Origin of the sequence: Klebsiella sp. 10 (genome assembly GCF_018223925.1) — a bacterium.
Lineage (GTDB): Bacteria > Pseudomonadota > Gammaproteobacteria > Enterobacterales > Enterobacteriaceae > Klebsiella > Klebsiella pneumoniae.
In genome coordinates this window covers 1-23,259 of record NZ_JAGRRB010000007.1, presented here as the reverse complement: position 1 = coordinate 23,259, position 23,259 = coordinate 1, and the positions used below count along the sequence as shown (strand labels likewise).

18 protein-coding genes and 1 pseudogene are annotated in these 23,259 nt (G+C 59.0%); 8 read left to right on the top strand and 11 right to left on the bottom strand.

Annotated elements, in window-relative coordinates; genetic code table 11:
* Positions 1 to 43: 43 nt before the first annotated feature.
* A complete protein-coding gene (locus tag KHQ26_RS08280; RefSeq protein ID WP_020804834.1) occupies positions 44 to 1,471 on the bottom strand; it encodes an MFS transporter in 1,428 nt (475 codons plus the stop codon).
* Between the two features lie 108 nt (positions 1,472 to 1,579).
* Between KHQ26_RS08280 and KHQ26_RS08275 the strand changes: the two genes are divergently transcribed.
* The 3 genes from KHQ26_RS08275 (at position 1,580) to KHQ26_RS08265 (ending at position 6,972) form a co-directional block, all read left to right on the top strand.
* Positions 1,580 to 2,446, top strand: coding sequence for a helix-turn-helix transcriptional regulator (locus tag KHQ26_RS08275; RefSeq protein ID WP_004151823.1), 867 nt, complete (start codon positions 1,580 to 1,582; stop codon positions 2,444 to 2,446).
* A gap of 665 nt (positions 2,447 to 3,111) precedes the next feature.
* A complete protein-coding gene (locus KHQ26_RS08270) occupies positions 3,112 to 4,146 on the top strand; it encodes a DUF2157 domain-containing protein (protein WP_020804105.1) in 1,035 nt (344 codons plus the stop codon).
* A 96-nt stretch (positions 4,147 to 4,242) separates the two neighbouring features.
* Positions 4,243 to 6,972, top strand: a complete 2,730-nt coding sequence (locus KHQ26_RS08265) for a sigma 54-interacting transcriptional regulator (protein ID WP_020804108.1) — start codon at positions 4,243 to 4,245, stop codon at positions 6,970 to 6,972.
* Between the two features lie 52 nt (positions 6,973 to 7,024).
* Here KHQ26_RS08265 and KHQ26_RS08260 read toward each other — a convergent pair whose 3' ends face one another.
* The 9 genes from KHQ26_RS08260 to KHQ26_RS08220 all read right to left on the bottom strand — a co-directional run bounded on the left by KHQ26_RS08260 (position 7,025) and on the right by KHQ26_RS08220 (position 13,637).
* Positions 7,025 to 8,011 (bottom strand): SIS domain-containing protein, encoded by a 987-nt coding sequence (locus tag KHQ26_RS08260; RefSeq protein WP_004147471.1) that lies wholly within the window; start codon positions 8,009 to 8,011, stop codon positions 7,025 to 7,027.
* A gap of 64 nt (positions 8,012 to 8,075) precedes the next feature.
* Positions 8,076 to 9,137, bottom strand: a complete 1,062-nt coding sequence (locus KHQ26_RS08255; RefSeq protein WP_004183293.1) for an SIS domain-containing protein — start codon at positions 9,135 to 9,137, stop codon at positions 8,076 to 8,078.
* A gap of 17 nt (positions 9,138 to 9,154) precedes the next feature.
* Entirely contained in the window at positions 9,155 to 10,009 is an 855-nt protein-coding gene (locus KHQ26_RS08250) for a PTS system mannose/fructose/sorbose family transporter subunit IID (protein ID WP_020804109.1), read from the bottom strand.
* Between the two features lie 2 nt (positions 10,010 to 10,011).
* On the bottom strand, positions 10,012 to 10,755 hold the full coding sequence (locus tag KHQ26_RS08245; RefSeq protein WP_004183295.1) for a PTS mannose/fructose/sorbose/N-acetylgalactosamine transporter subunit IIC: 744 nt from the start codon (positions 10,753 to 10,755) through the stop codon (positions 10,012 to 10,014).
* Between the two features lie 14 nt (positions 10,756 to 10,769).
* Entirely contained in the window at positions 10,770 to 11,240 is a 471-nt protein-coding gene (locus tag KHQ26_RS08240; protein ID WP_002893014.1) for a PTS sugar transporter subunit IIB, read from the bottom strand.
* Positions 11,233 to 11,667, bottom strand: coding sequence for a PTS sugar transporter subunit IIA (locus tag KHQ26_RS08235; RefSeq protein WP_002893017.1), 435 nt, complete (start codon positions 11,665 to 11,667; stop codon positions 11,233 to 11,235). The genes KHQ26_RS08240 and KHQ26_RS08235 overlap by 8 nt, the downstream gene beginning before the upstream one ends.
* 247 nt (positions 11,668 to 11,914) lie before the next feature.
* Entirely contained in the window at positions 11,915 to 12,568 is a 654-nt protein-coding gene (nfsB, locus tag KHQ26_RS08230) for an oxygen-insensitive NAD(P)H nitroreductase (RefSeq protein ID WP_004178896.1), read from the bottom strand.
* Positions 12,569 to 12,687: 119 nt separating this feature from the next.
* Positions 12,688 to 13,056 carry an MmcQ/YjbR family DNA-binding protein gene (locus KHQ26_RS08225; RefSeq protein ID WP_004142557.1) on the bottom strand — a complete coding sequence of 123 codons (369 nt, stop codon included), beginning with the start codon at positions 13,054 to 13,056 and terminating at the stop codon, positions 12,688 to 12,690.
* Positions 13,056 to 13,637: a TetR/AcrR family transcriptional regulator gene (locus tag KHQ26_RS08220; RefSeq protein ID WP_004176968.1), complete on the bottom strand. Its 582-nt coding sequence runs from the start codon at positions 13,635 to 13,637 to the stop codon at positions 13,056 to 13,058. The genes KHQ26_RS08225 and KHQ26_RS08220 overlap by 1 nt, the downstream gene beginning before the upstream one ends.
* Positions 13,638 to 13,816: 179 nt before the next feature.
* On the opposite strand from KHQ26_RS08220, the gene KHQ26_RS08215 reads away from it, so the two are divergent.
* Positions 13,817 to 14,932, top strand: coding sequence for an MBL fold metallo-hydrolase (locus KHQ26_RS08215; RefSeq protein WP_020804106.1), 1,116 nt, complete (start codon positions 13,817 to 13,819; stop codon positions 14,930 to 14,932).
* A gap of 30 nt (positions 14,933 to 14,962) precedes the next feature.
* Positions 14,963 to 15,304, top strand: coding sequence for a RamA family antibiotic efflux transcriptional regulator (locus tag KHQ26_RS08210; RefSeq protein WP_002893035.1), 342 nt, complete (start codon positions 14,963 to 14,965; stop codon positions 15,302 to 15,304).
* Between the two features lie 17 nt (positions 15,305 to 15,321).
* Here the strand turns inward: KHQ26_RS08210 and KHQ26_RS08205 are convergent, their stop codons facing one another.
* The gene (locus KHQ26_RS08205) at positions 15,322 to 15,570 is read right to left on the bottom strand and encodes a DUF1158 domain-containing protein (protein WP_002893037.1); all 249 of its coding nucleotides are present in this window, start codon (positions 15,568 to 15,570) and stop codon (positions 15,322 to 15,324) included.
* 502 nt (positions 15,571 to 16,072) lie between these two features.
* Here KHQ26_RS08205 and KHQ26_RS08200 point away from each other — a divergent pair.
* The 3 genes and pseudogenes from KHQ26_RS08200 (at position 16,073) to KHQ26_RS08190 (ending at position 23,042) form a co-directional block, all read left to right on the top strand.
* On the top strand, positions 16,073 to 18,796 hold the full coding sequence (locus KHQ26_RS08200; RefSeq protein WP_004152949.1) for a cation-transporting P-type ATPase: 2,724 nt from the start codon (positions 16,073 to 16,075) through the stop codon (positions 18,794 to 18,796).
* Between the two features lie 52 nt (positions 18,797 to 18,848).
* Positions 18,849 to 19,928, top strand: a complete 1,080-nt coding sequence (locus KHQ26_RS08195) for an efflux RND transporter periplasmic adaptor subunit (protein ID WP_014907946.1) — start codon at positions 18,849 to 18,851, stop codon at positions 19,926 to 19,928.
* A 13-nt stretch (positions 19,929 to 19,941) separates the two neighbouring features.
* A pseudogene (locus tag KHQ26_RS08190) lies at positions 19,942 to 23,042 on the top strand (efflux RND transporter permease subunit).
* Positions 23,043 to 23,259: the final 217 nt, after the last annotated feature.

Below are 23,259 nucleotides of genomic sequence, written 5' to 3'. Positions count from 1 at the left end.
GATGACCGCTGGATAGCTATTATGCAAATTACCGCCGCCGGTATTACGAGGCCACCGTCGCCGGCTGTCGGTTGAGATGATGGCGCAGCCACAGCGCTATCGCCCCCAGCAACAGCATCATGGCCACCTCGACCAGCAGAAAATCAATCAGCGCCTGCGGATAGTTTCCGCCGCCGCGACGGGCCAGCGCCAGGAACAGCGAACCAAGGATAGCCGGTCCGAGACCGAGGGTCGCCTGCTGCAGGGTGCTGAGGATTGCGCTCCCGGCCCCGGCGTCGCTGGCGCTGATATCGCGCATACCAATCCGATAAAAGCTGTTGACGATCAGCGCCTGGCCATAGCCGATCAGCGCCGTGGCGGGAACCAGCGTCAGGGCGCTGGTGGCGACGCCGAAGCGGGAGAAGGTGGCGCACAGCAGCAGGAGTCCGGCGATCTGCACCGCCAGACCGGTCAGCAGGATCCGCCCCATGCTGTAGCGGGCGATAAGCCGCGGGGCATACAGCGCCGAAATAAAATAGGCCACGCCGAGGGCGATGAAGCTATTGCCGGACTGCCACGGCGCCATCCCCAGCCCCTCCTGCATGGTCAGCGCCATGCAGAACATAAAGCCGGACCAGGCGCTGAAAAACAGCAGGGCGATGGCCATCCCGAAGCGGATGCTGGTCAACTGCAGCAGACGCGGCGGCAGCAGAGGATGGTCGCCACGCTGCTGCTGGCGCAGGGCGCTCTGACGCATGGCGAACAGCAGCGGCAGGACCGCCACCAGCATCAGCTGCAGCCACAGCGGCCAGTGTAGCTCCGGACCGAGGGCCATCGGGAACAGCAGGCAGCAGAGGATCAGCGCGAGGTACAGGGTGCCCTGCCAGTCAATCCGCGACGGCGTCTCGCGACGGGTTTCCGGCACATAGCGGCGGCTCAGAGCCAGCACCAGCAGGCAGATCGGCACATTGATAAAAAAGGCGTTGCGCCAGCCCAGCCCGGCGATGTCCGCCGACACCAGCCAGCCGCCGCCCATCTGACCGACGATAAAGGCGATCCCGCCGATCCCGCCATACAGGCTGATGGCCCGGGCGTGGGCGGGGCCTTTGAGGGTGACGTGCAGGGTCGCGAGGATCTGCGGCACAATCAGCGCCGCCCCGGCGCCCTGCAGGGTGCGGGCCGCCAGCAGGGCGCCGATGCTGTTCGCTATCCCGCACAGCAGGGAAGCGATGCCAAAGAGGGCGACGCCCCACATAAACAGGCGCCGGCGGCCATAGTTATCGCCAAGCTTACTGCCCATCGCCAGGCAGACGGCAAAGGCGACGCCGTACAGCGCGACGATAAGCTCCAGCTGCGTGGCGCTGGCCGCCAGGGTGTGGGTGATGGCGTCCAGCGCCACATTGGTGATCGAGGTATCAATAAGCGGCAGCATCTGGCCGCTCAGCAGCAGCAACAGACCGGCGCGGCCGGGTGAAACAGCAGACGTATTCATGGGATTCTCCATTGCGTCATTCAGCAGACCGACGTAGCATTACCGATAAATTAAACGGGTACCAGTTCCTGTCTATACTGGTATTGGCACTACTATGCTGGAGGGGTGATGACCACGATGCCGCAACGGGAGTCGACGATCGCCGTGCCGGACGATCGACGCAAACAGCTGGGGGCCTTTCTGCGCGCCCGCCGTGAAAGCCTCGATCCGCAGCGCCTGGGGTTGCCCCGGGTGGGCCGCCGGCGCACGCCGGGTCTGCGCCGGGAAGAGGTGGCGATGCTCGCCGACGTCGGCGTTACCTGGTACACCTGGCTGGAGCAGGGGCGGGAGGTGAATCCGTCGGAGGCGGTGCTGGTGGGGGTGGCGAATGCCCTGCAGTGCAGTCCGCTGGAGACCCGGCATCTGTTCGTGCTCGCCGGGCTGACCCCGCCGGAAGCCACCCAGGTGACGGTGTGCGAAGGCATCAGCCCAGGGACCCGCCGGATGCTGGACAGCCTGATGCCGCAGCCGGCCAGCATTCAGAAACCGAACTTTGATATTGTGGCGTGGAACGACAGCTTCTGCCGCCTGATGGGCATCGATTTCGCCACCCTCCCGGAAGAAGATCGCAACTGCATTTATCTCTATCTGACCCATGAGACCTGGCGCAGCCGGATCGAAAATCGCGATGTGCTGCCGACCTTCGTCTCCTATTTCCGCGCCGCGATGGCCGAGCACCGCGGCGATCCGGCGTGGGAAAACAAACTGGCGCGCTTTTTCGCCGCCTCGTCGGAGTTTGAAGCGCTGTGGCATCAGCGCTACGAGGTGCGCGGCGTGGAAAACCAGATTAAACATTTTAACCACCCGCAGCTCGGGCGATTCAGCCTGCAGCAGATGTACTGGTATTCGGCGCCGCGCAACGGCTCGCGCCTGCTGGTCTACCTGCCGATGGACGAGGCGGGCGAGCAGGCGCTGGCGTGGCTGGACCAACATTAATCACAAGGAATCAGATGGCTGGCAATGTGCCATCTTCGGGTATTGCCCGGCCGGCGCTGCTGGACGCTTCCCTCTCCCTCCGGGAGTAGGGGAGGGAAAGCACTGTCGGGAAGTCCTGTATGTGATTTACGACTTCAGCACACATTGCGCTCCCGGTTAATTTTCTGCGTTATGGCAGTCATGGCGCAGGGAGCGCACAGGGGGCGCCAGTCGCCGCCGCCCCCTGTACCCCCGGGCTCCGGCCAGCAACATCGCCGCTGCGCGGTGCCTTCGACTTATCCCTGCAGGCTTCGGGTCGGGCCGAGGCAGCGTCCTTGCAAAACACGGCCCTCAGCCCGCATCCATGCGGGCTGCCCCGGCCTGCCGGGAACGACTCAGCGATGTTAAGGCCGCAACAGCGGCAGTTTCAGTCGCACAAGTGGGTAAGTTAACGGCTGGCTGCTACGGACCGTAGGCCGGGTAAGGCGCCAGCCGCCACCCGGCAATAAAGCGGCTCCGTGCCTGATATCATGCTCGGCGGCGCTGCGCTTACGCGGGCTTACGGTAAGGAGTAACAATCTGATATATAAATGGTTAAGTAGGCCGGGGAGGGCGACAGCCGCTGCCCGGCAGAAAGGCGAGCATATTAGCGAAAACAGGTTTGTCATCAGTCTCAAGGAATGCCTATGAACGTAACCCGAAAAGAGCAGCGCATTATTCAGCGCGCGCTGAAGGCCTGGCAGGCCAGCGGGGAGTTAACCCCCTCGGACAGCCAGCGGCTGGCGCAAACGATGCGCGTCTCCCCCTTCGACTGGCGGCGCCTGAGCCGCTATGCCTTCTGGACCGCGCTGGCCTGCGTGCTGATTTCCCTGGGTAGTCTGTTCGCCGACAGCGAGCTGGTGGCGTGGCTGCTGAGCCTGTTCAGCCACTCGGCGCTGATGCGGATCCTGCTGCCTGCGCTGCTGGCAGTCGCCTGCTACGGCTGGGGTTTTCGCCGCCAGCGGCGGGAGACGCAGTGGCACTACAGCACAGAGGCGATTTTGTTTCTGGGCGTCGTCTTTACCGCCGTGGCGCTATGGCAGCTTGGCGAACGGCTGGATAACGGCAGCGGCCATATCGCACCGCTGTTTCTGGCCGGATGCGTGATTTACGGCGCCATCGGCTATATTGCCCGCTCCGGGCTGGTGTGGCTCTTTTTTCTGCTGGCGCTGGGCAACTGGTTCGGCGCGGAAACCGGCTACGTCTCGGGGTGGGGCGCCTACTGGCTGGGCATGAACTACCCGATTCGCTTCGTCCTGTTCGGCGGCGCGCTGCTGGCGCTCTGCTACGGCGCGCAATCCCTGCTTCGCCAGCGGCAGCTGTTTACCGTCAGCAAGGCGATGGGCCTCACGTACCTGTTTATTGCGCTGTGGATCATGTCGATTTTCGGCAATTACGACGCAGACAGCTGGTACCAGGTGAGCCAGGCGCGACTCCTGCCGTGGGGGCTGCTGTTTGCCGTAGCGGCCGGCGTCTGCATTTTTATCAGCCTGAAAACCGATGACGGAATGCTGCGCGGCTTCGGACTAACCTTCCTGGCGATCAATCTCTATACCCGTTTCTTTGAGTTTTTCTGGAACGGGATGCACAAGGTGCTGTTTTTCCTGATCCTTGCCGTCTCGCTGGCGGTGATTGGCCGCTATGCCGAGCGCATCTGGCATGCGGGGAACGTTAAGCCATGAAAAATTAAGCGTTTTTAAAGAAGTGTGGCTGGCGGCAGCGACGTCCTGCGCGAATTGTCGTATAAGCGAATTTTACGCTTTTGACAGGGGAGCGAGATGAATAAGGAGTCGATTTTTCGCCAACTAGAACAACGGATCGCCGGGCGAGCGCTGACGGCGGAAGCGCTGGGCGAGTTTAACGCTATGGCCATCGCCGATAGCTTGAAGCAAAAACGCAGCATCATCAGCCATCATCTGAATAATCTCCATCGCGAGCAGCGGGTGGTCAAAGTGAACGGTCGCCCGGTGCTGTTTTTACCCGTTACCGTTCTGCGCGATCATCACCGCCTGGCGGTTCGGCACGGCGAATACGCCTCCATTCAGGCGCTGTGCGCGGATCGTCAGGATAGTCTGGCGCAGCTGATTGGCGCGCAGGGCAGCCTGCAGGAAGCATTGCGCCAGTGCAAGGCTGCCATCAGCTACCCTGGCGCAGGTCTGCCGCTGCTGCTGCGGGGCCCTACTGGCACCGGGAAAAGTTTTCTAGCTCGCCAGCTCTGGCACTACGCAATAGATGAAGGTATTTTACCTGCCGATGCGCCTTTTACCGTATTTAACTGCGCCGAGTACGCGAATAATCCAGAACTACTGACCTCGAAGTTATTTGGTCATGCGAAGGGGGCCTTTACCGGCGCCGATAAGGCCGTTCCTGGTCTTATCGAGACCAGCAACGGCGGGGTGTTGTTTATCGATGAGGTTCATCGGCTGCCGCCCGAAGGCCAGGAAAAGTTGTTTCATTTTATGGATAACGGTAGCTGGCGCCGGCTGGGGGAGAGCGCCGACGAGCGCAGCGCCACGGTGCGGCTAATTTTTGCTTCAACCGAGGATCTGGAAAAACACTTCCTGGCGACCTTTATTCGCCGTATTCCGGTGATTGTAAAAATTCTGCCGATCGCTGAACGCGGCCAATTCGAGCGGCTGGCGTTTATCCACCACTTTTTCCGCCGTGAAGCCCAGCGTTTGAACCACGATCTGGAGCTGGATGGCGAAATCGTCAGCCAGCTAATGCGTGAAACGCTTGAAGGAAATGTCGGTGGGCTGGAAAATTTGATTCGCAATATTTGCGCCAGCGCCTGGACATTTGGCGAACGTGATAGCGGTCTTTTACATATAAAAGCGGGTTTGCTGCCCGACCGATTACTGGCGGATGCGCCTTTTACCCTTCAGCAAAATAGCGAGCGGGTTATGATTTACCGCGATGGCGACGCGCAGCCTCTTTTTTCTGGTCGTCACCATGAATACCAACGGCTAACGGAAAATATTTGTAGCCTGTGCGAGGAGTTGGCTCAGGATAATATTAGCGTGCGGACCTTTGAAAAGCTTATTTATCAGAACGTGACGCTCTATCTTGATGCGCTGATGAATCAGGAGAGTACGGTCTCTCTGCAGGACAAACGGCTGCGCTTTATTGAAGATGTGGGCAAAGCAATCGCTGTCAATTATGACCTTCAGCTAAATGTCGAATTGGCTTATCTTACCGGCCGCTACCTCACCAGCCTCCCTCTGGCGCCGCGCAGCGTTGCTGAGCCCGTGCGTCTGGTGATGCAGCGCTGGCTGGACTCCTCGGCGGGGCTGGCGCAACGCATCGCGGAGAAACTACTGGATGTCGTCAATAATAAATACGATCTGCTCATCGATACGCTTGACCGTCTGGCGATTACCGCCATTGTCAGTAATGCTATCGATGCGACCAGCGGCGGAAAAGTGAAAGCGCTGATAATCGCCCACGGTTATTCGACCGCCAGCAGCATTGCCGGCGTTGCCAACCGCCTGATTGGCGAGAAGATCTACCAGGCCATGGATATGCCGATGGAGGTGGCGTTTAACGATGTCAGTCGCGCCGTGGTTGATTATCTCCAGCATACGGACACGCGTGCGGGTGTGATGGTGCTTATTGATATGGGCTACACCAAGGAGATTGCCGATGCGCTTTTGTCGGTGATTAACGGCCCGCTGGTAGTGGTGGATAACGTCACGACCCGCATGGCGCTGAACGTTGCCAGCGAGATCGCGTTGGGAAAAAACATCGAACAAATCGCCGAAGAGATCGTGCCGCTTAATCAGTCGCGTTGGGATGTGTTCTGGCCCGCAGAAAAAAAAGAGCGTGTGCTGCTGGTGACCTGTATTACAGGTATCGGTACCGCATTTAAATTTAAAAATCTGATGGAGAAGAGCCTGCTCAACGATTTTGATATTAACATCATCGCCTGCGAGTATACGCGCTTAAAAAACAGTCGTACGGCGGTATCGTTGCTCCACCAGTATGAAGTTATTGCGGTCGTGGGTACCCACGACCCGCAGCTGGCCGGAGTGCCCTGGGTTGGCATTGAGGAACTACTTGGCGAGCAGGGGCATCGACATCTGAGTCAGCTCTTAAGCGGCTATCTTAATGAAAAGCAAATTGCGCTGATTAATAAAAATATGGTTCGTGAGTTTTCACTGCATAACGTTGTCAACTCTCTGACGATACTGAATGCTGGAAAAACCATGGGTCATATCGAAACCATTATCGCTGAGTGGCAAAATACGCTTGATTTTCATTTTAATAATAACTTAATTATCAGTTTATATGTGCATCTCAGCTGTATGATTGAGCGTCTGGTAATGCGTAATGAAATTAGCCATTATAAAGATCTTGAGCAATTTACCAGCCAGCATGGCGAATTTATTGCCATGGTGAATCACTCGTTCCAGCGCCTGAAAATACTCTATAACGTGGCGCTACCGGTAGCGGAAATTGGCTATATTCACGATATTTTTGAATTACGTATTGAAGATTTTAGCTGGTAATCCTCAACGCAGCCCCGGAGAATTACGCCGGGGCTGGCAGGCGGTTAGCGAATCAATATTCGACTTTCCACATATAGCGGCGGGTGGTCAGCGGGTGGTTGCGAGCGGTGGCCAGCGCCAGGTTGTAAACATCCAGTACGCAGTTGTGCAGCAGGCCGCAGAAATATTCGCGCACGCTGGCGTGCAGTGCGTCGATTCCCACCTTTTCCACGTCAATAATCTGCAGTTTTCCCTGGTAACGTTCGATAAAGCGGATCGCGCGATCATCCAGCGGGCGGGTGCGGCCGCTGCTTTTTAATAAAATAAACGGCGTTCCCGTTTCGGTAATCTCAAAGGGGCCGTGGAAATACTCGCCGCTGTGGATGCTGGCGGAGTTAATCCACTGCATCTCCAACAGAATACAGATGGATTCCTGATGCGCGGCGCCGAATGAGGGGCCGCTGCCCATCATGTAGATGACCTTTTCGGTCTTCCAGGCTTCGGCAAAATGGCGCGCATCCGCCTGAACCTGCTGCTGAGCGCCGCGTACCACGGATTCAAAACTGGCAAAGGCGCTGACCATCTCATCGTAATGGGCGTATCCCTCAGTTTGCGCAAGTACTTCCAGCGCCAGCCACAGGCTATATGCCGCTTTTTGCTGCGTCGGATCGACGGTTTCGGGATAGCGCGCCCAGCAGTATTCAATAGTGTAATCGCTGTGTTCGCACAGCGGCGTGCCGGGGGTATATACCAGTCCAATAGTGGCGGCGCCTTTCTGACGTGCGATGCGGGCGGCTTCCACCGTTTCAGCGGTGTTGCCCTGCTGCGAGGCGAGGATCACTACGCTGTTTTTACCTAACGCGTTCGGCGTCGCATGGACAAATTCATTACTGGTAACATAGCCGACGGCCAGCTTTTTAGCTTCACAATCGAGAAAATATTTCCCCGGCCAGAAACCGGTTAATGAACCACCGCAGCCAACAAACCATACGCGCTCAATGTGCTGCTTAGATAAAATATCGCGAATAATAGTATGTGCGTTTTGATGAGCTATAGACATATTGGTCTCCTTGGGATGTAACGGGTCCTCCGCTGAATAGCGGATAACTTTTACTATGCGTCAATTAATTGAGTTGTTTACTTTTCATTTTCTGGTGGAACTGCGGATCCTTCGGTATTGCGGGATCGATGCCCTTCACTGGCGGCAGTCGGGCACAAACCATTTGTAACGGAATAATATATTCAAAGACCGCAAAGTCGGGATCGTTAATAAATGCGAAGGGCATATTTTTGCCGTTATTTTCGACTTGTGGACCAATGCGATAAATATGCTGAGTCCAGCCGCCAAGTATTTCCGCCAGGCGATCCTGACGCTCATCGGGAAACGGATCGAGCATGATCAGGGTAGAGCGCTCGTCGAAGGCGTTATAGATCCCGTGGATGAACTCCTCAAATTCGTAACCGGCAACCGGACAGCGTAGCGTTTCAAGCATCTTTAGCGCACCTTCCTGAACGGTGCCAAACAGCCTTGCCGGACCGGTCAGGCGAATGTCCGCGCTGTCGATAAGCGGTCGGGCATGATTGAGAACCCACGCCTGCGAGGCCTCAATGAGCGTCGGCAAATGATTAAACGTGGTATCCATGCGGATGAGTAGCGCCTTGCGCTCCTCATCGCTCAGGCGCCGCTGGCGACTGGCGACAGCAAGCCCCAGCAGCATCAGATTAAGTATGGTGCAGTGATACCCTTTGGTTTTGGCGCCAGCCCGCTCTTCTCCACAGGGTACTGTTAAGACCAAATCTGCCGCCCGGTCGATAACGGCTGGCGCTTCCCCGGCCATGGAAGCGGTAAGATGCCCGGCTGCCCGGGCGCGTTCCATTGCGGCGAGGGTAGAGAGGCTGCCGCCTCCCTGAGAAATACCGATGACCAGCGCTTTGTCGCTGAGGGTCAGCGCCGAATCATCCAGCAGAAAAGGCCAGTAGACATCAACGGGTAGCCCGCACCACTGCTGCATAAACGAGCGGGCGGTCAGCGCGCCGTGATAAGAGGTACCGGAGCCGGTCAGGATAATACGCGTGACGCCGCGCTCCGTTAGCGCTTTTGCCGCCTGCCAGAGATCTTCCCGCGTCTGCGTCAGCATAGCGAGCAGACAGGCGGGTGTTTCATTCATATAGTCTTCTACGTGCATGGGTGATATTCCTCTTCTTAAAGCAGGCCTAGCGCGCTGGCCGCCATGCCAAACGCGACGGTTCCTAGCAGGATCCAGTTAATATTGACTTCCTTGCGGATCAACTTGTACATCCCAAGGGTGAAAAGCAGCGGCAGCAGCGAAGGAAGTATTTTGTCAATAAACTCCTGCGCCTTCATGGTGGTCTGCCCGGCGGTAAAGCTGAGCGGGGTGGTGATATCTATCATGCTGGCGGTCATCGCGCCGACGACCATGAGGCCAACAATTGATGCGATATAGGTCACCCGGTCCATAAGGCCGCTTTGGTAAATTCTCATCAGCCAGGTCGTACCCGCCCGGTAGCCGAGCTTCAGGCCATACCAGCGGCACAAAAGATGCGGCAGGTTATAAACTAACAGCGCCAGTATCGGTCCCAGCAGGCTGCCCTGCTGGGCGAAATAGATACCCATCCCGGCGGCGATAACCTTTAATGATCCCCAGAATATGGAGTCGCCGATGCCCGCCAGCGGCCCCATCAGGCTGGTTTTAATCGCGTTTATCGACTCCTCATTAAATTCGGGGTTACGCTGGTTCTCTTCTTCCATGGCAATCGACAGGCCGAAGATAAAGGTCGAGAGATGGGGCGTGGTGTTAAACAGCACCAGATGACGCTGCAGGGCGCGCCCCAGCTCCGTTGGGTCCTGATAGATGCGCTTCAGGGCTGGCGACATTGCGAAGGCATAGCCCATATGCTGCTGGCGCTCGTAGTTCCAGGAGCCCTGTAGCGTAAAGGAGCGCCAGAACACGCTGCGTAAATCGCGGGCGGTGATGCGGCTTGCATCATCGCTTTGCGGCTGGGTAGCGCCAGTCACAGTTTGCGTCATTTCGCTCATGATTAGCTCTCCTGCTGCTTAAGATTAAGGAACTGGCTGATGATAAATGCCAACACCACAGCGAACAGCGCGATGGCGATGATATCCAGTTTGGTATATGCCGCTATCAGAAATCCCAGACCGAGGTACGGCATCAGTTTGCTGCTGAGCATCATGCTGATCAGCAGGGCGAAGCCGAGCGCTGGCAGGATCTTACTGGCGACGATCAATCCATTGGTTATCACCGGCGGAATGGCCTCCAGGAACCAGCTTACCGCCGAAGAACCAAGCAGAATGGCAAAAAATACCGGTAGAAATCCGTTTAAAAAATAGAGTAGCGTCGGACCGGCGAGGTGCATCAGGCCGACCATTCGGGTATTACCCTGTGCCGCATAGCGGTCCGCCAGATGACCAAAGCGGGCGTTCACCACGCGCACCAGGATTCCCAGCGTCTGCGCCAGCATTGAGACAGGGATGGCGATGGTGAGCGCAGCCTCTGGACCACGACCGGACATGATCGAAAACGCGGTGGCCAATACGGAGCCGGTCACGATATCTGGCGGGTGCGCGGCGCCGATGGCGACGTTGCCGAGGAAAATAAGCTCCAGCGTAGCGCCAATCAGAATCCCCTCATGTAAATTACCGCAGACCAGACCGGTGAGGGCGCACATCACCAGCGGTCGATCGATCATTGATACCCCAAGCAGGCGGCCATCAAGTATCCCCAGGGCAGCGATCAGTCCGAGTAACGTTGCGGTGAGCAACATAGTGACCTCCGAAGTTAAAGTTGGTCGTTAAGGAGTTCAGCCGAGTGGGCGGGTACCTGACGCATCTCCAGCCGAATACCTTTTTCTTTTAGCACTCTGCTATGGGCGATTTCCTCTTCGGTCAGATAGATGGCCTTGCCGAATTGTCTTGCCCCTTCCTTCTGTGGCAGACCGCCGTAATTAATTGCGCTAATTCCTGGGACTTTTTCCACTAGCGCGAGGGTTTCCGCAGTATTGCCCAGGACCACCATGACTTTTTTATGATCCAACTTGCCGCTGTTAAGCTTTTCCGCCGCCTGTTCAACGGTGGCGATGTCCAGCGTGACGCCCGCTGGCTTTGCCAGGTTAAGCGACATCGTAATGAAGGCATCCGCCGCGGCTTTGGCGTTGGCGACGATGATATGGTCGATATCCAGCGCTCGGGTCCAGGCAAAAACCACCTGGCCGTGCAGCAGCCGATAATCAATGCGCACGAGTTTAATCATGAGATTCTCCCTGTGGGTCAGAGGATGGTTGTGTTATTAGAGGATTGATGAAAACAATGGATTCACGCGCCGCGCTGGTGGCGTAGATAATCGCGGCCTCGGTAGTGGCTTCTTCGCACAGCAGAAACTCCAGCAGCAGAGTCAGATTGATGCCGGCGACCACGAAAACGTTGCGATGTCGCATCAAGACGCTCACGGCGCTATTGTTGATACTGCCGCCAAGCAGGTCGGTGAAGATCACCACTTCATCACCATTCGCCTGGACGATGAGATGCTCCAGGGTTTGCTCCAGCTGTTCGGTGGTCACGATATCTTCGTCATAGGCGCAGACCGGGATAACGCCGTGTTCGTCGCCAATCAGCAGCGACAAACTGTTCACCAGTCCGCGAGCAAAATGGCCGTGGCTGGCCACATAGATATGTTTCACCCGGTTTCTCCTTCATCCAGATAGCGGTATCTGTTAAGAGCAAAGGGCGTGCCAGAAATGAAAAGTATTATTTATCAATTAATTAAATCGTCTGGTTCACACTAAAGTCGTTATTCCTGGCACAAGCGGGATTATGAGCGCCAGAAACTTGGCACAAACGGCAGAAAAGAGGGGGAAAGAGTGGGTGAAGAAAGTCCCGGGCGAGACGCTGCTGCGCCATGGCCCGGGCGTTCCCGGCAGAAGGGAATTAAATCTCGGTAATGGTCGTCGACTGCGGCAGACGCGACTTCGGCAGGGTAGCGTTGAAATCTTCTACGCTATGGTGGCCGACCGGGACCACCACCAGGCTGGTGTAGCCCTGGGCTTTCAGGTCAAATTCCTCATCGAGGATCGCAAAATCGACCCCTTCAATCGGCACGGCGTCGAGACCCATCGCCGCTACGCCCAGCAGGAAATTGCCGACGTTGAGATACACCTGCTTTGCCATCCACTGATCGTCATCTTTCAGCTCTTTGCGGTGCATATCGGCAAAGAAAGTGCGACCCTTGTGGTTAGCGGCTTTTGCGTCCGGGGTGGCGAAACGGCCATCGGCCTCTTCCTGATCCACCACGCGCTGCAGCCAGGCGTCGTCCATCGCGGTTTTCGCGCAGAACACCACCACGTGCGAGGCGTCAAGAATTTTACGTTCGTTGAACACGTAGGTGCCGCTGGCGGCTTTCGCCACGCGAGCTTTCCCTTCATCGGTGCTGGCGACAATAAAGTGCCACGGCTGGGAGTTGGTGCTAGACGGGCTGTACTGCAGCAGCGTTTTCAGCTGTTCCGCTTCCCCGGCAGTCAGCTTTTTCGTGGCGTCAAAGGCCTTGGTGGAATAGCGCTTCAAAGCGACCGATACGATATCCATAACTCTTCCTCACAGTTTACAGCACCTTACCGGTGCGTTCAGGAGAGGAAGAGTACAGCGAAGATCGCAAAATGATAAGGGTGAAAAATGCGATAACACTTATCGCATTTGGCTGAAAATCAGCGCGGACGCAGGCGCTGCTGCGCCTTTTTACTCAGCTTGTTCACCACCTGATGCCACGAATCGTCAATCAGCTCGGCCAGCAGATCCTCGCTGATATCCTCTCCTGGCACCACCGTGATCCAGTGTTTCTTGTTCATATGGTAGCCGGGTTCGATACTGCGATAAATTTGCTGATTCAGCAGCGACTTCTGCGGCTCGGCCTTGAGATTGACCAGCGCCCGCCCGCGAATAGTCATGGTGATCATAAAGATGCGGCCGTCGACCTTAAACACGTCGTACTCTGGCCCAAAGGGCCAGCAGTGTTCGGTAAACGGGTAGGTCAGGGCGATACGGTGAGCGCAGGGATGCAGTGTTTCCGGCGTCATTAGGCGTCCGCCTCATGCAGGGCGTGCCACATGGCTTCAAAGCCGAGGGCGATAATCTCCCGGGCGCGCTGCGGATCGTGGCTGGCGAATTCGATGGTGGTTTCCGCCAGCGACAGAAACAGGGCGTCGCCAAAGGCGCGGTACGCCTCGCTGAGGAATATCTCTTTCACCGACAGCTGGCACATTTCGTTGAGCTCCGGAAAGCTCTCTTTTACCTGGCGGCGGGTTTCGTCGGTGATGCGCTCGCTGAGCGCCATCCGGCGGATCGCTTTGTGCTCCATCGGGTTGCGCACGCCCCAGTCGATATAGCTGTTCCAGATATTGCGCGCGTTCTCTTTCGGGCGCTTCTCGTCCGGATCCAGCCCGGCGATCATTGTGCGCACCAGGCGCAGCTTAATCGCGAGGTACAGCTCGTTGAGCAACTCATCCTTGGTGGCGAAATAGCGAAACAGCGTTCCCTCGGCCACACCGGCGCTGCGGGCGATGGCCGACGTCGAGGCGGCTATGCCGGACTGGGCGAAAGCCGCGGTGGCAGCTTCCAGTAACGCTTGCTTTTTATCTTCACTCTTTGGACGAGCCACTACTTTTTTCCTCACGCAGGTTTAAACAAACCGCCGATCTTGGCACGTCTGACCAGGTCGCTGCAACGGCGGAACGCAAAAATTGAAAATCGTCTTGACGACTTTCATCGCTTTCCTAATAATGAGTGCGTACTCACTCATAATCAAGTTATATCATAAAGCCTCCGGGATGGGGGCTTTTGTCTGGTCAGGATATGAACCGTGTCACTTTCAGCGTGGTCGCCATCATGTTACTCGCAGCAGCAACGACATTGCCGTTTGTTCTTAATGCCGGTTTTGGTAAAGCGCCGCAGGGGGCACAGCTTAGCCAGGTGGAAGCGTCTCCCCACTACCGGGACGGCCAGTTCCATAACCAATTGCCCACGCCAGGGTTCACCGGGCAGAAAAATATGCTGGCGGCGTGGTGGGATTTCCTGATGACCAAACGGGAAAACGCCCGTCCCGCGCAACCGCTGCCGCTGGTGAAGACCGATCTGGCGACGCTGCCCCTCGGGCAGGACGTGATGGTCTGGCTCGGCCACTCCTCCTGGTACCTGCAGCTGGCGGGAAAACGCATCCTGATCGACCCGGTGTTCAGCGATTACGCGGCGCCGTTCTCCTTTATCAATAAAGCCTTCCCCGGCGACTATCCGTGGCGGGCGGAAGGGATGCCGGAGATCGATCTGCTGATCATCTCCCACGATCACTACGACCATCTGGATTACGCCACCATTCGCGCCTTACTGCCGAAAATTAAGCGGGTCATTACGCCGCTGGGGGTCGGATCGCATCTGCGCTACTGGGGAATGGACGGGGCGCTGATTACCGAAGCGGACTGGCAGCAGGCGGTACCGGCCAGCGACGAGCTCACCGTCCACGTGCTGCCGGCGCGGCACTTTTCCGGCCGTGGGCTGAAGCGTAACCAGACGCTGTGGGCCAGTTTTCTGTTTGTTACCCGGCAGCAAAAGATTTATTACAGCGGCGACAGCGGGTATGGGCCGCACTTTAAAGCAATAGGCAATGAGTTCGGTCCGGTCGATCTGGCGATCATGGAGAACGGGCAGTATGACCAGGACTGGAAATATATCCACATGATGCCGGATGAAACGGCTCAGGCTGCCGACGACCTGCGCGCTCGCGCGGTGCTGCCTGGGCATGCAGGACGATTCGTTTTGGCGAAACACAGCTGGGATGAACCGTATCAACGGCTGGCGGCTGCCAGCGAAGGAAGGGCCTGGCGTCTGCTGACGCCTGTGCAGGGCGAGCCGGTGTGGGTCGCCGATAAGACGCAATCATTTAACGCCTGGTGGCGCTAAGCGCCAGTGCAGTATCAGAGGAGAGAGCATATGACGATTTCCGCTCAGGTGATTGATACTATCGTCGAGTGGATTGATGATAACCTGCATCAACCGCTGCGTATTGATGATATCGCTCGCCATGCCGGGTATTCGAAATGGCATCTGCAACGGCTGTTTTTACAGTACAAAGGGGAGAGCCTGGGGCGCTATATTCGCGAAAGGAAGCTGCTGCTGGCCGCCCGCGATCTGCGCGACACCGATCAGCGGGTCTACGATATCTGCCTCAAGTATGGCTTTGATTCGCAACAGACTTTTACCCGCGTCTTTACCCGGACCTTCAATCAGCCGCCGGGCGCCTACCGCAAAGAGAACCACAGTCGCGCCCACTGAGGCGCGCCTCTCCTGGTTTACCGCTCGAGGGAAAACCAGCGACGCCACACCCAGCGCAGCACCAGATACTCAATGGCGCCCAGCGCTAAGAACCACAGACAAAACAGCACCGTATAGAGCTGGTTGAGATCCATCATATGGAATGTCTCAACCAGCTTTTGCGCCAGCGTCAGGCCCAGCGAAGGCGCGGGCAACAGCAGACAGGAGAGCAGGGCCAGCAGTAAGATCCCGGCGGCGGAGAGCAGCGTTTCCAGTGGATGTTTCATGTCATGTTAATCATCAGTTAAAAAACATATTGTCCGGTAAAATAATGCTTAACGCAATATGCTTTGTTTTTTTACTCGCTATAACACGACTATTTTAAATATTATCGCCTGCCTTTCGCTCTCATGTTAATTAATCTGAAATAATTTGTAATTAAGTTAATTGCAGCCGGGTGTAAATTAACGTCATTATTATGCCAGCGCTTTTACAAAACTGTAAGTGCTATATCCCACCAGCGTAGCAATGATAATGGCTAGCGCGATGTACAGCGCCAGTCGGCGCCCGCGGTAGATTCCAAACATATTTTACCTCGTTTAGTTTTGGTTTATTAATATTCTGTAATAGTTGGTTTGTGGAATTAACTTATCACAAAATTTTTATTTTGCGAAAAATTTAGACTTGTATTGGTTCACATTTTTATCGGCATTTTTGCCCTCTTTTACTTCATTGGCCAGGAATGATTTCAGGCTTTCCGACTCACGGAATTTATAAGGAAAATGTAAATTGACCAAGATGAATAACCCAAAGTTTACGACGCCCTCGGGCGACACCGCGCCACGGCAGGTCTGGCAGCAGACCGTTGACGCAGTGCTGGCGCAGACCAAAAGCCAGGCCGCTGGGTTAAGTTCCGCAGACGCCGCCGAGCGCCTGAATACCTGTGGGCCGAACGCGCTGCCGGAAAAGAAAGGCAAACCGGGCTGGCTGCGCTTTCTCGCCCACTTTAACGACGTACTGATTTACGTGCTGCTGGCCGCCGCGGCGCTGACCGCCATCATGGGGCACTGGGTCGATACCTTGGTGATCCTCGGCGTGACGGTGATTAACGCCCTGATCGGTCATATCCAGGAGAGCAACGCCGAAAAATCGCTGCAGGGGATCCGCAACATGCTCTCCAGCGATGCCCGCGTCCAGCGTAACGGCAAGCATGAGACTATCCCGACGCGCGACCTGGTTCCGGGGGATATCGTTATCCTGCGCGCCGGCGACCGCGTGCCGGCGGATATGCGCCTGATTGAAACCCACAACCTGCGGGTGGAAGAGGCGATCCTCACCGGCGAGTCGACGGTGGTGGATAAAATCACCGACGCGCTGGAGGGCGATCTGCCGCTGGGCGACCGGGTGAACATGGTCTTTTCCGGGACCACCGTCAGCGCCGGCGGCGGCGTCGGCGTGGTGACCGCCACCGGCGCGCAGACCGAACTCGGCCATATCAACCAGATGATGGCGGGTATTGAGAAGCACCGTACCCCGCTGCTGGTGCAGATGGATAAGCTCGGCAAAGCGATTTTCGCCATTATTCTCGCCATGATGGTGGCGCTGTTTATCTTCAGCCTCGCGCTGCGGGATATCCCGATGGGCGAGCTGCTGCTGTCGCTGATTAGCCTGGCGGTAGCCGCGGTACCGGAAGGACTGCCGGCGATCATCTCGATTATTCTGTCGCTCGGCGTGCAGACGATGGCGCGCAAGCGGGCGATTATTCGTAAGCTGCCGACCGTGGAAACCCTCGGCGCCATGACCGTGGTCTGCTCGGATAAAACCGGCACCCTGACGATGAACGAAATGACCGTCAAAGCGATCATCACCGCCGACTGCTGCTATCGGGTGGAAGGCGACAGCTACGAGCCGCAGGGGCGGATCTTCCTCGAGGGGAGCGATGAGCCCGTGCAGGTTCAGCCCGGCACCGTGCTGGAGACCTGGCTGCGCACCATCGACCTGTGTAACGACAGCCAGCTTACCCAGGATGAGCGCGGTCTGTGGGGGATCACCGGCGGGCCGACCGAAGGGGCGCTTAAAGTGCTGGCGGCGAAAGCGCAGCTCCCGGCGGTGGAGGCCCGTCTGGTGGCCAAGATCCCCTTTGACTCGCAGTACAAATATATGTCGACCCTGCAGCACATCGATGGCAATGCCCGGGTGCTGATCACCGGTGCGCCGGACGTTATCTTCGCCATGTGCCGCGAGCAGATGAGCCGCCACGGCGCGGTGCCGTTCGAGGCGCAGTACTGGGAAGAGGAGATGGCGCGCTTCGCCCGTCAGGGACTGCGGATGGTGGCGGCGGCCTGTAAGCCGGCCAGCCTTGATGCCACCACCCTCAACCATGAGGACCTGCAGGAGGGACTGATTTTCCTCGGCATCGCCGGGATGATGGATCCCCCGCGTCCGGAAGCCATTGACGCCATCCACGCCTGCCAGACCGCCGGCATCCGCGTGAAAATGATCACCGGCGACCACCCGCAGACGGCGATGAGCATCGGCCAGATGCTGGGGATCACCAATAGCAGCCAGGCCATGACCGGCTACCAGCTGGAGCACATGGACGATGCGGCGCTGGCGAAGGCGGCGGTGGAGTACGACATCTTTGCCCGTACCAGCCCGGAGCATAAGCTGCGCCTGGTTAAAGCCCTGCAGGATAACGGCGAAGTGGTCGGCATGACCGGCGACGGCGTTAACGACGCGCCGGCGCTGCGCCAGGCCGACGTGGGTATCGCCATGGGTATCAAAGGCACCGAAGTCACCAAAGAGGCGGCCGACATGGTGTTGACCGATGATAACTTCGCGACCATCGCCAGCTCGGTAAAAGAGGGCCGTCGGGTCTATGACAACCTGAAGAAGACCATCCTCTTCATCATGCCGACCAACCTGGCGCAGGGGTTGCTGATCATCATCGCCCTGCTGGCGGGGAACATTATTCCGCTGACCCCGGTGCTGATCCTGTGGATGAACATGGCGACGTCGGCGACGCTCTCCTTCGGCCTGGCCTTTGAGGCCGCAGAGCGCAACGTGATGAACCGTCCGCCGCGTAAAACCGGCCAGCATGTGATGGATGGTTTCGCCGTGTGGCGAGTGGCTTTCGTCGGGTCGATGATCGCGATTGCCGCCTTTATCCTTGAGGCCTGGCTGGCGCCGCGCGGCCACAGTCCGGAGTTTATCCGCACCGTGCTGCTGCAGATGCTGGTGACGGCGCAGTGGGTCTACATGATCAACTGCCGCAGCAGCGACAGCTTCTCCCTGAGCATGGGCCTGCTGCGCAACAAAGGCATCTGGCTGGTGACCGGCGTCCTGCTGCTGATGCAGCTGGTCATTATCTATGTCCCGCTGATGCAGAGCATGTTTGGTACGGAAGCGCTGCCGCTGCGCTACTGGTTTGTCACTCTGGTCATCGGCGTCGCCATGTTCCTGGTGGTGGAAGTCGAGAAGCGTCTGACGCGCCGGTTCCGCAAAACGGCCTGAACAATCTCGCGCGCCTCGCTGCAGGCGCGCGTTACTGTCGCAAGGATCCTCTATGATTAAAACCTTCCGCTTTGCTCTGCTGGCCTGCGGTCTGGTCGGCGGCGCCCTGACGGCGACCGCCGCGCCGGCGGTGCCGGTCCGCGTCGCCACGGTTGAACTGGCTCCTCATGCTGAAGAACGCGCTATCCCCGGGCGGGTCGAGGCGATCCGCGCCGTCGACATTCGCGCGCGCACCGAAGGGGTGATTGTTCAGCGCCACTTCCAGGACGGGCAGTATGTTACCGAAGGCGACCTGCTGTTTACCCTCGACGACGCGCAGCCCCGCGCGGCGCTGGCTCTGGCGCAGGCCGAGCTGAAAAGCGCCGAAGCCTCATTACGTCAGTCGCAGCAGTTGCTCACTCGCTACGAGCGGCTTATCAACAATCACTCCATCAGCCGCAACGACGTCGATACGGCCCGGATGCAGCGCGACGTCGCCGCCGCTGCCGTACAGCAGGCCAAAGCCCGCGTCGAGGCCCAGCAGATTGTGCTCAGCTACACTCAGATTGCGGCGCCGGTGACCGGTCGCGTGGGCCATAGCGCCTTTCACGTCGGGACGCTGGTCAATTCGTCCAGCGGCGTGCTGGTGGACATTGTGCAGTTGGATCCGGTGCGGGTCTCGTTCGCCCTCGACGAAGCCGCGTTTTTCAGCAAAACCGGCCAGCACGCCGATATCCACGCTCTGAAGCAGGCGTGGCTGGCGCAGATTGAGGTTGATGGTAAACGGCGCGACGGGGTGTTGACCTCTATCGATAACCGGATCGACGCCCGCACCGGCAGCGTAGCGGTGCGGGCCGAGTTCGCCAATCCGCAGCACCGTCTGCTGCCGGGCGGCAGCGTGACGATCCTGTTCCGTCCGCAGGAACTGCCGTCGCGAGTGATGGTCCCGGCCGCCGCCGTGCAGCAGGATCCGCAGGGTTTTTTCAGCTGGGTGCTGAAGCCGGACCACACCGCCGGGCAGCGTCGTCTGACCCTCGCGGGGCAGCAGGGGCAGCAGTTTGCGGTCGAGAAAGGGCTGCAGGCGGGCGAGCAGGTGATCACCGACGGCGCGCAGCGGTTGCGCGAAGGCGCCGCGGTGCAGGTGCTGAACTAGCTAAGGAGAAGGGATGCTGACCTTTTTTATCCGTCGTCCGCGATTTGCCATGGTGATCGCGCTGCTGCTGACCTTTGTCGGCGCGGTGTCGCTGAAGCTGATCCCGGTGGAGCAGTACCCGGCGATCACCCCCCCGGTGGTGAACGTCAGCGCCAGCTGGCCGGGCGCCAGCGCGTCAGACGTGGCGGAAGCCATCGCCGCCCCGCTGGAGACCCAGCTCAACGGCGTCGATCATATGCTGTATATGGAGTCCACCAGCTCGGATGAGGGGACGTACCGCCTGAGCATAACCTTCGCGGCGGGCACCGATGCCGACCTGGCGGCGATCGACGTGCAAAACCGGGTGGCGCAGGCGCTGGCGCAGCTCCCGGCGGAGGTGCAGCAGAATGGCGTCCAGGTGCGCAAGCGCGCCAGCAATCTGCTTATGGGGGTAAGCCTCTACTCGCCGCTGGGCACACTGACGCCGCTGTTTGTCAGCAACTACGCCAGCACCCAGGTGCGCGAGGCGCTGGCCCGCCTGCCCGGCGTCGGCGAGGTGCAGATGTTTGGCGCCCGGGATTACAGCATGCGTATCTGGCTGCGCCCGGACCGCATGAACGCGCTCAACATCACCACGGATGATGTCGCCCAGGCGCTGCGCGAGCAAAATGTGCAGGGCGCGGCGGGGCAGGTGGGNNGGTGGGCACCCCGCCGGTATTTAACGGCCAGCAGCAGACGCTGACCATCAACGGGCTGGGGCGTCTGAACGAGGCGGCCAGCTTTGGCGAGATTATTATCCGCCGCGGCGCGCAGGGGCAGCTGGTGCGCCTCGCCGACGTGGCGACCATTGAGCTGGGCGCCCGCAGCTACAGCTCCGGCGCCCAGCTGAACGGTAAAGCGTCGGCCTATCTGGGGATCTATCCGACGCCCACCGCCAACGCCCTGCAGGTCGCCAGCGCAGTGCGTGCGGAGCTTAACCGCCTGCACACTCGCTTTCCGGCGGATCTCACCTGGGAGGTGAAGTTCGATACCACCCGCTTTGTGGCGGCGACGATCAAAGAGATCGGCGTCTCGCTGGCGCTGACCCTGCTGGCGGTGGTCGTGGTGGTGTCGCTGTTTCTGCAGAGCTGGCGGGCGACGCTGATCGTAGTGCTGGCGATCCCGGTGTCACTGATCGGCACCTTTGCGGTGCTCTATCTGCTGGGCTACAGCGCCAACACCCTCAGCCTGTTCGCGATCATTCTCGCCCTGACGATGGTGGTGGATGACGCCATTGTGGTGGTGGAGAATGTGGAAACCAAAATGGCGGAAGGGCTGGATCGCCTGCAGGCCACCGCCCAGGCGCTGCGGCAGATCGCCGGGCCGGTAATCGCCACGACCCTGGTGCTGCTGGCGGTGTTTGTGCCGGTGGCGCTGCTCCCGGGGATCGTCGGCGAGCTGTACCGGCAGTTTGCCGTGACGCTCTCCACCGCGGTGGCCCTGTCGAGCCTGGTGGCGCTAACCCTGACGCCGGCCCTCTGCGCGCTGCTGCTGCGCCCGCGTCCTGCCCGGCCGGCGGCGGTGTGGCGGGCGTTTAACCGTCTTCTCGACGGCACCCGCGACGGCTATGGCCGGCTGGTAGGCAGGATGAACCGCCGTCCCTGGCTGGCGCTGGCGGCGACGGTGGCGGCAGGCGCGCTGGTGGCGTTCAGCTTCACCTCGATGCCGAAAGGCTTCCTGCCGCAGGAAGATCAGGGTTACCTGTTTGCCAGCGTGCAGCTGCCGGAGGCGGCGTCGCTGGAGCGTACCGAAGCGGTGATGGCCCAGGCGCGCAAGCTGCTGATGGCTAACCCGGCGGTGGAGGATGTGATTCAGGTGTCCGGGTTCAACATTCTCAACGGCACCAGCGCCTCTAACGGCGGGTTTATCTCGGTAATGCTCAAGGACTGGCATCAGCGGCCGCCGCTGGATGCGGTGATGGCGGATATTCAGCGCCAGCTGCTGTCGCTACCGGAGGCGACGATCATGACCTTCGCACCGCCGACCCTGCCGGGCCTGGGCAATGCCTCGGGGTTTGATCTGCGCATCCTGGCGCAGGCCGGTCAGTCGTCGGCGGAGCTGGAGCAGGTGACGCGGGAGATCCTCCAACTGGCGAACCAGCATTCGCAGCTGAGCCGGGTGTTTACCACCTGGAGCAGCAACGTGCCGCAGCTGACCCTGACGGTTGACCGCGACCGGGCGGCGCTGCTGGATGTGCCGGTGGCGCAGATCTTCAGCAGCCTGCAGACGGCGTTCGGCGGCACGCGCGCCGGCGATTTCAGCCGTAACAATCGTGTCTATCATGTGGTGATGCAAAATGAGATGCAGTGGCGCGAGCGGGCTGAGCAGATTAGCGAGCTGTACGTCCGCAGCCGCGACGGCGAGCGGGTGCGGCTGAGCAATCTGGTCACCATTACGCCGACGGTGGGGGCGCCGTTTATTCAGCAGTACAATCAGTTCCCGTCCGTGTCGGTGAGCGGTTCAGCGGCCGAGGGGGTCAGCAGCCGCACGGCGATGGCGGCCATGGAGCAGATTTTGCAGGCCCATCTACCGCCGGGATATGACTATGCCTGGAGCGGGATCTCCTGGCAGGAGCAGCAGACCGGTAATCAGGCGGTGTGGATCGTGCTGGCGGCGGTGGCGATGGCGTGGCTGTTCCTGGTGGCGCAGTATGAGAGCTGGACGCTGCCGGCGAGCGTCATGCTCTCGGTGCTGTTCGCCATCGGCGGAGCGCTGCTCTGGCTGTGGACCGCGGGCTATGCCAACGATGTGTATGTTCAGATAGGGCTGGTGCTGCTGATCGCCCTGGCGGCGAAGAATGCGATTCTGATCGTTGAGTTCGCCCGCAGCCGGCGCGAGGAGGGGCTGTCGATAGTCGACGCTGCGCGCGAGGGGGCTACCCGCCGCTTCCGCGCGGTAATGATGACCGCGGTGTCGTTTATTATCGGCATCATGCCGATGATGCTCGCCACCGGCGCCGGGGCGCAGAGCCGGCGGATCATCGGCACCACGGTATTCAGCGGGATGCTGGTGGCGACGATGGTTGGCATCCTGTTTATCCCGTCGCTGTATGTACTGTTTCAACGTATGCGCGAGTGGGCGCATCGGCGGGGGTAAGCGCGGCGCTACCGGTCGGTAACGGGGATACTCCAGGCTGCAACGACTACCGGGCGGTCCCCTCTCCCTTTCGGAGAGGGGTAGGGTGAGGGTGGGGTTTGCGTTCACGTTGCGTTTGGGCGTGAGCCCCGCCTTATCTGCCGACCTTCGGTTCGCCGATTTCAGCGGGAATCAGCCCTGCTGCACGCCCGTAGATTTCAGGAGCCACACCATAGCG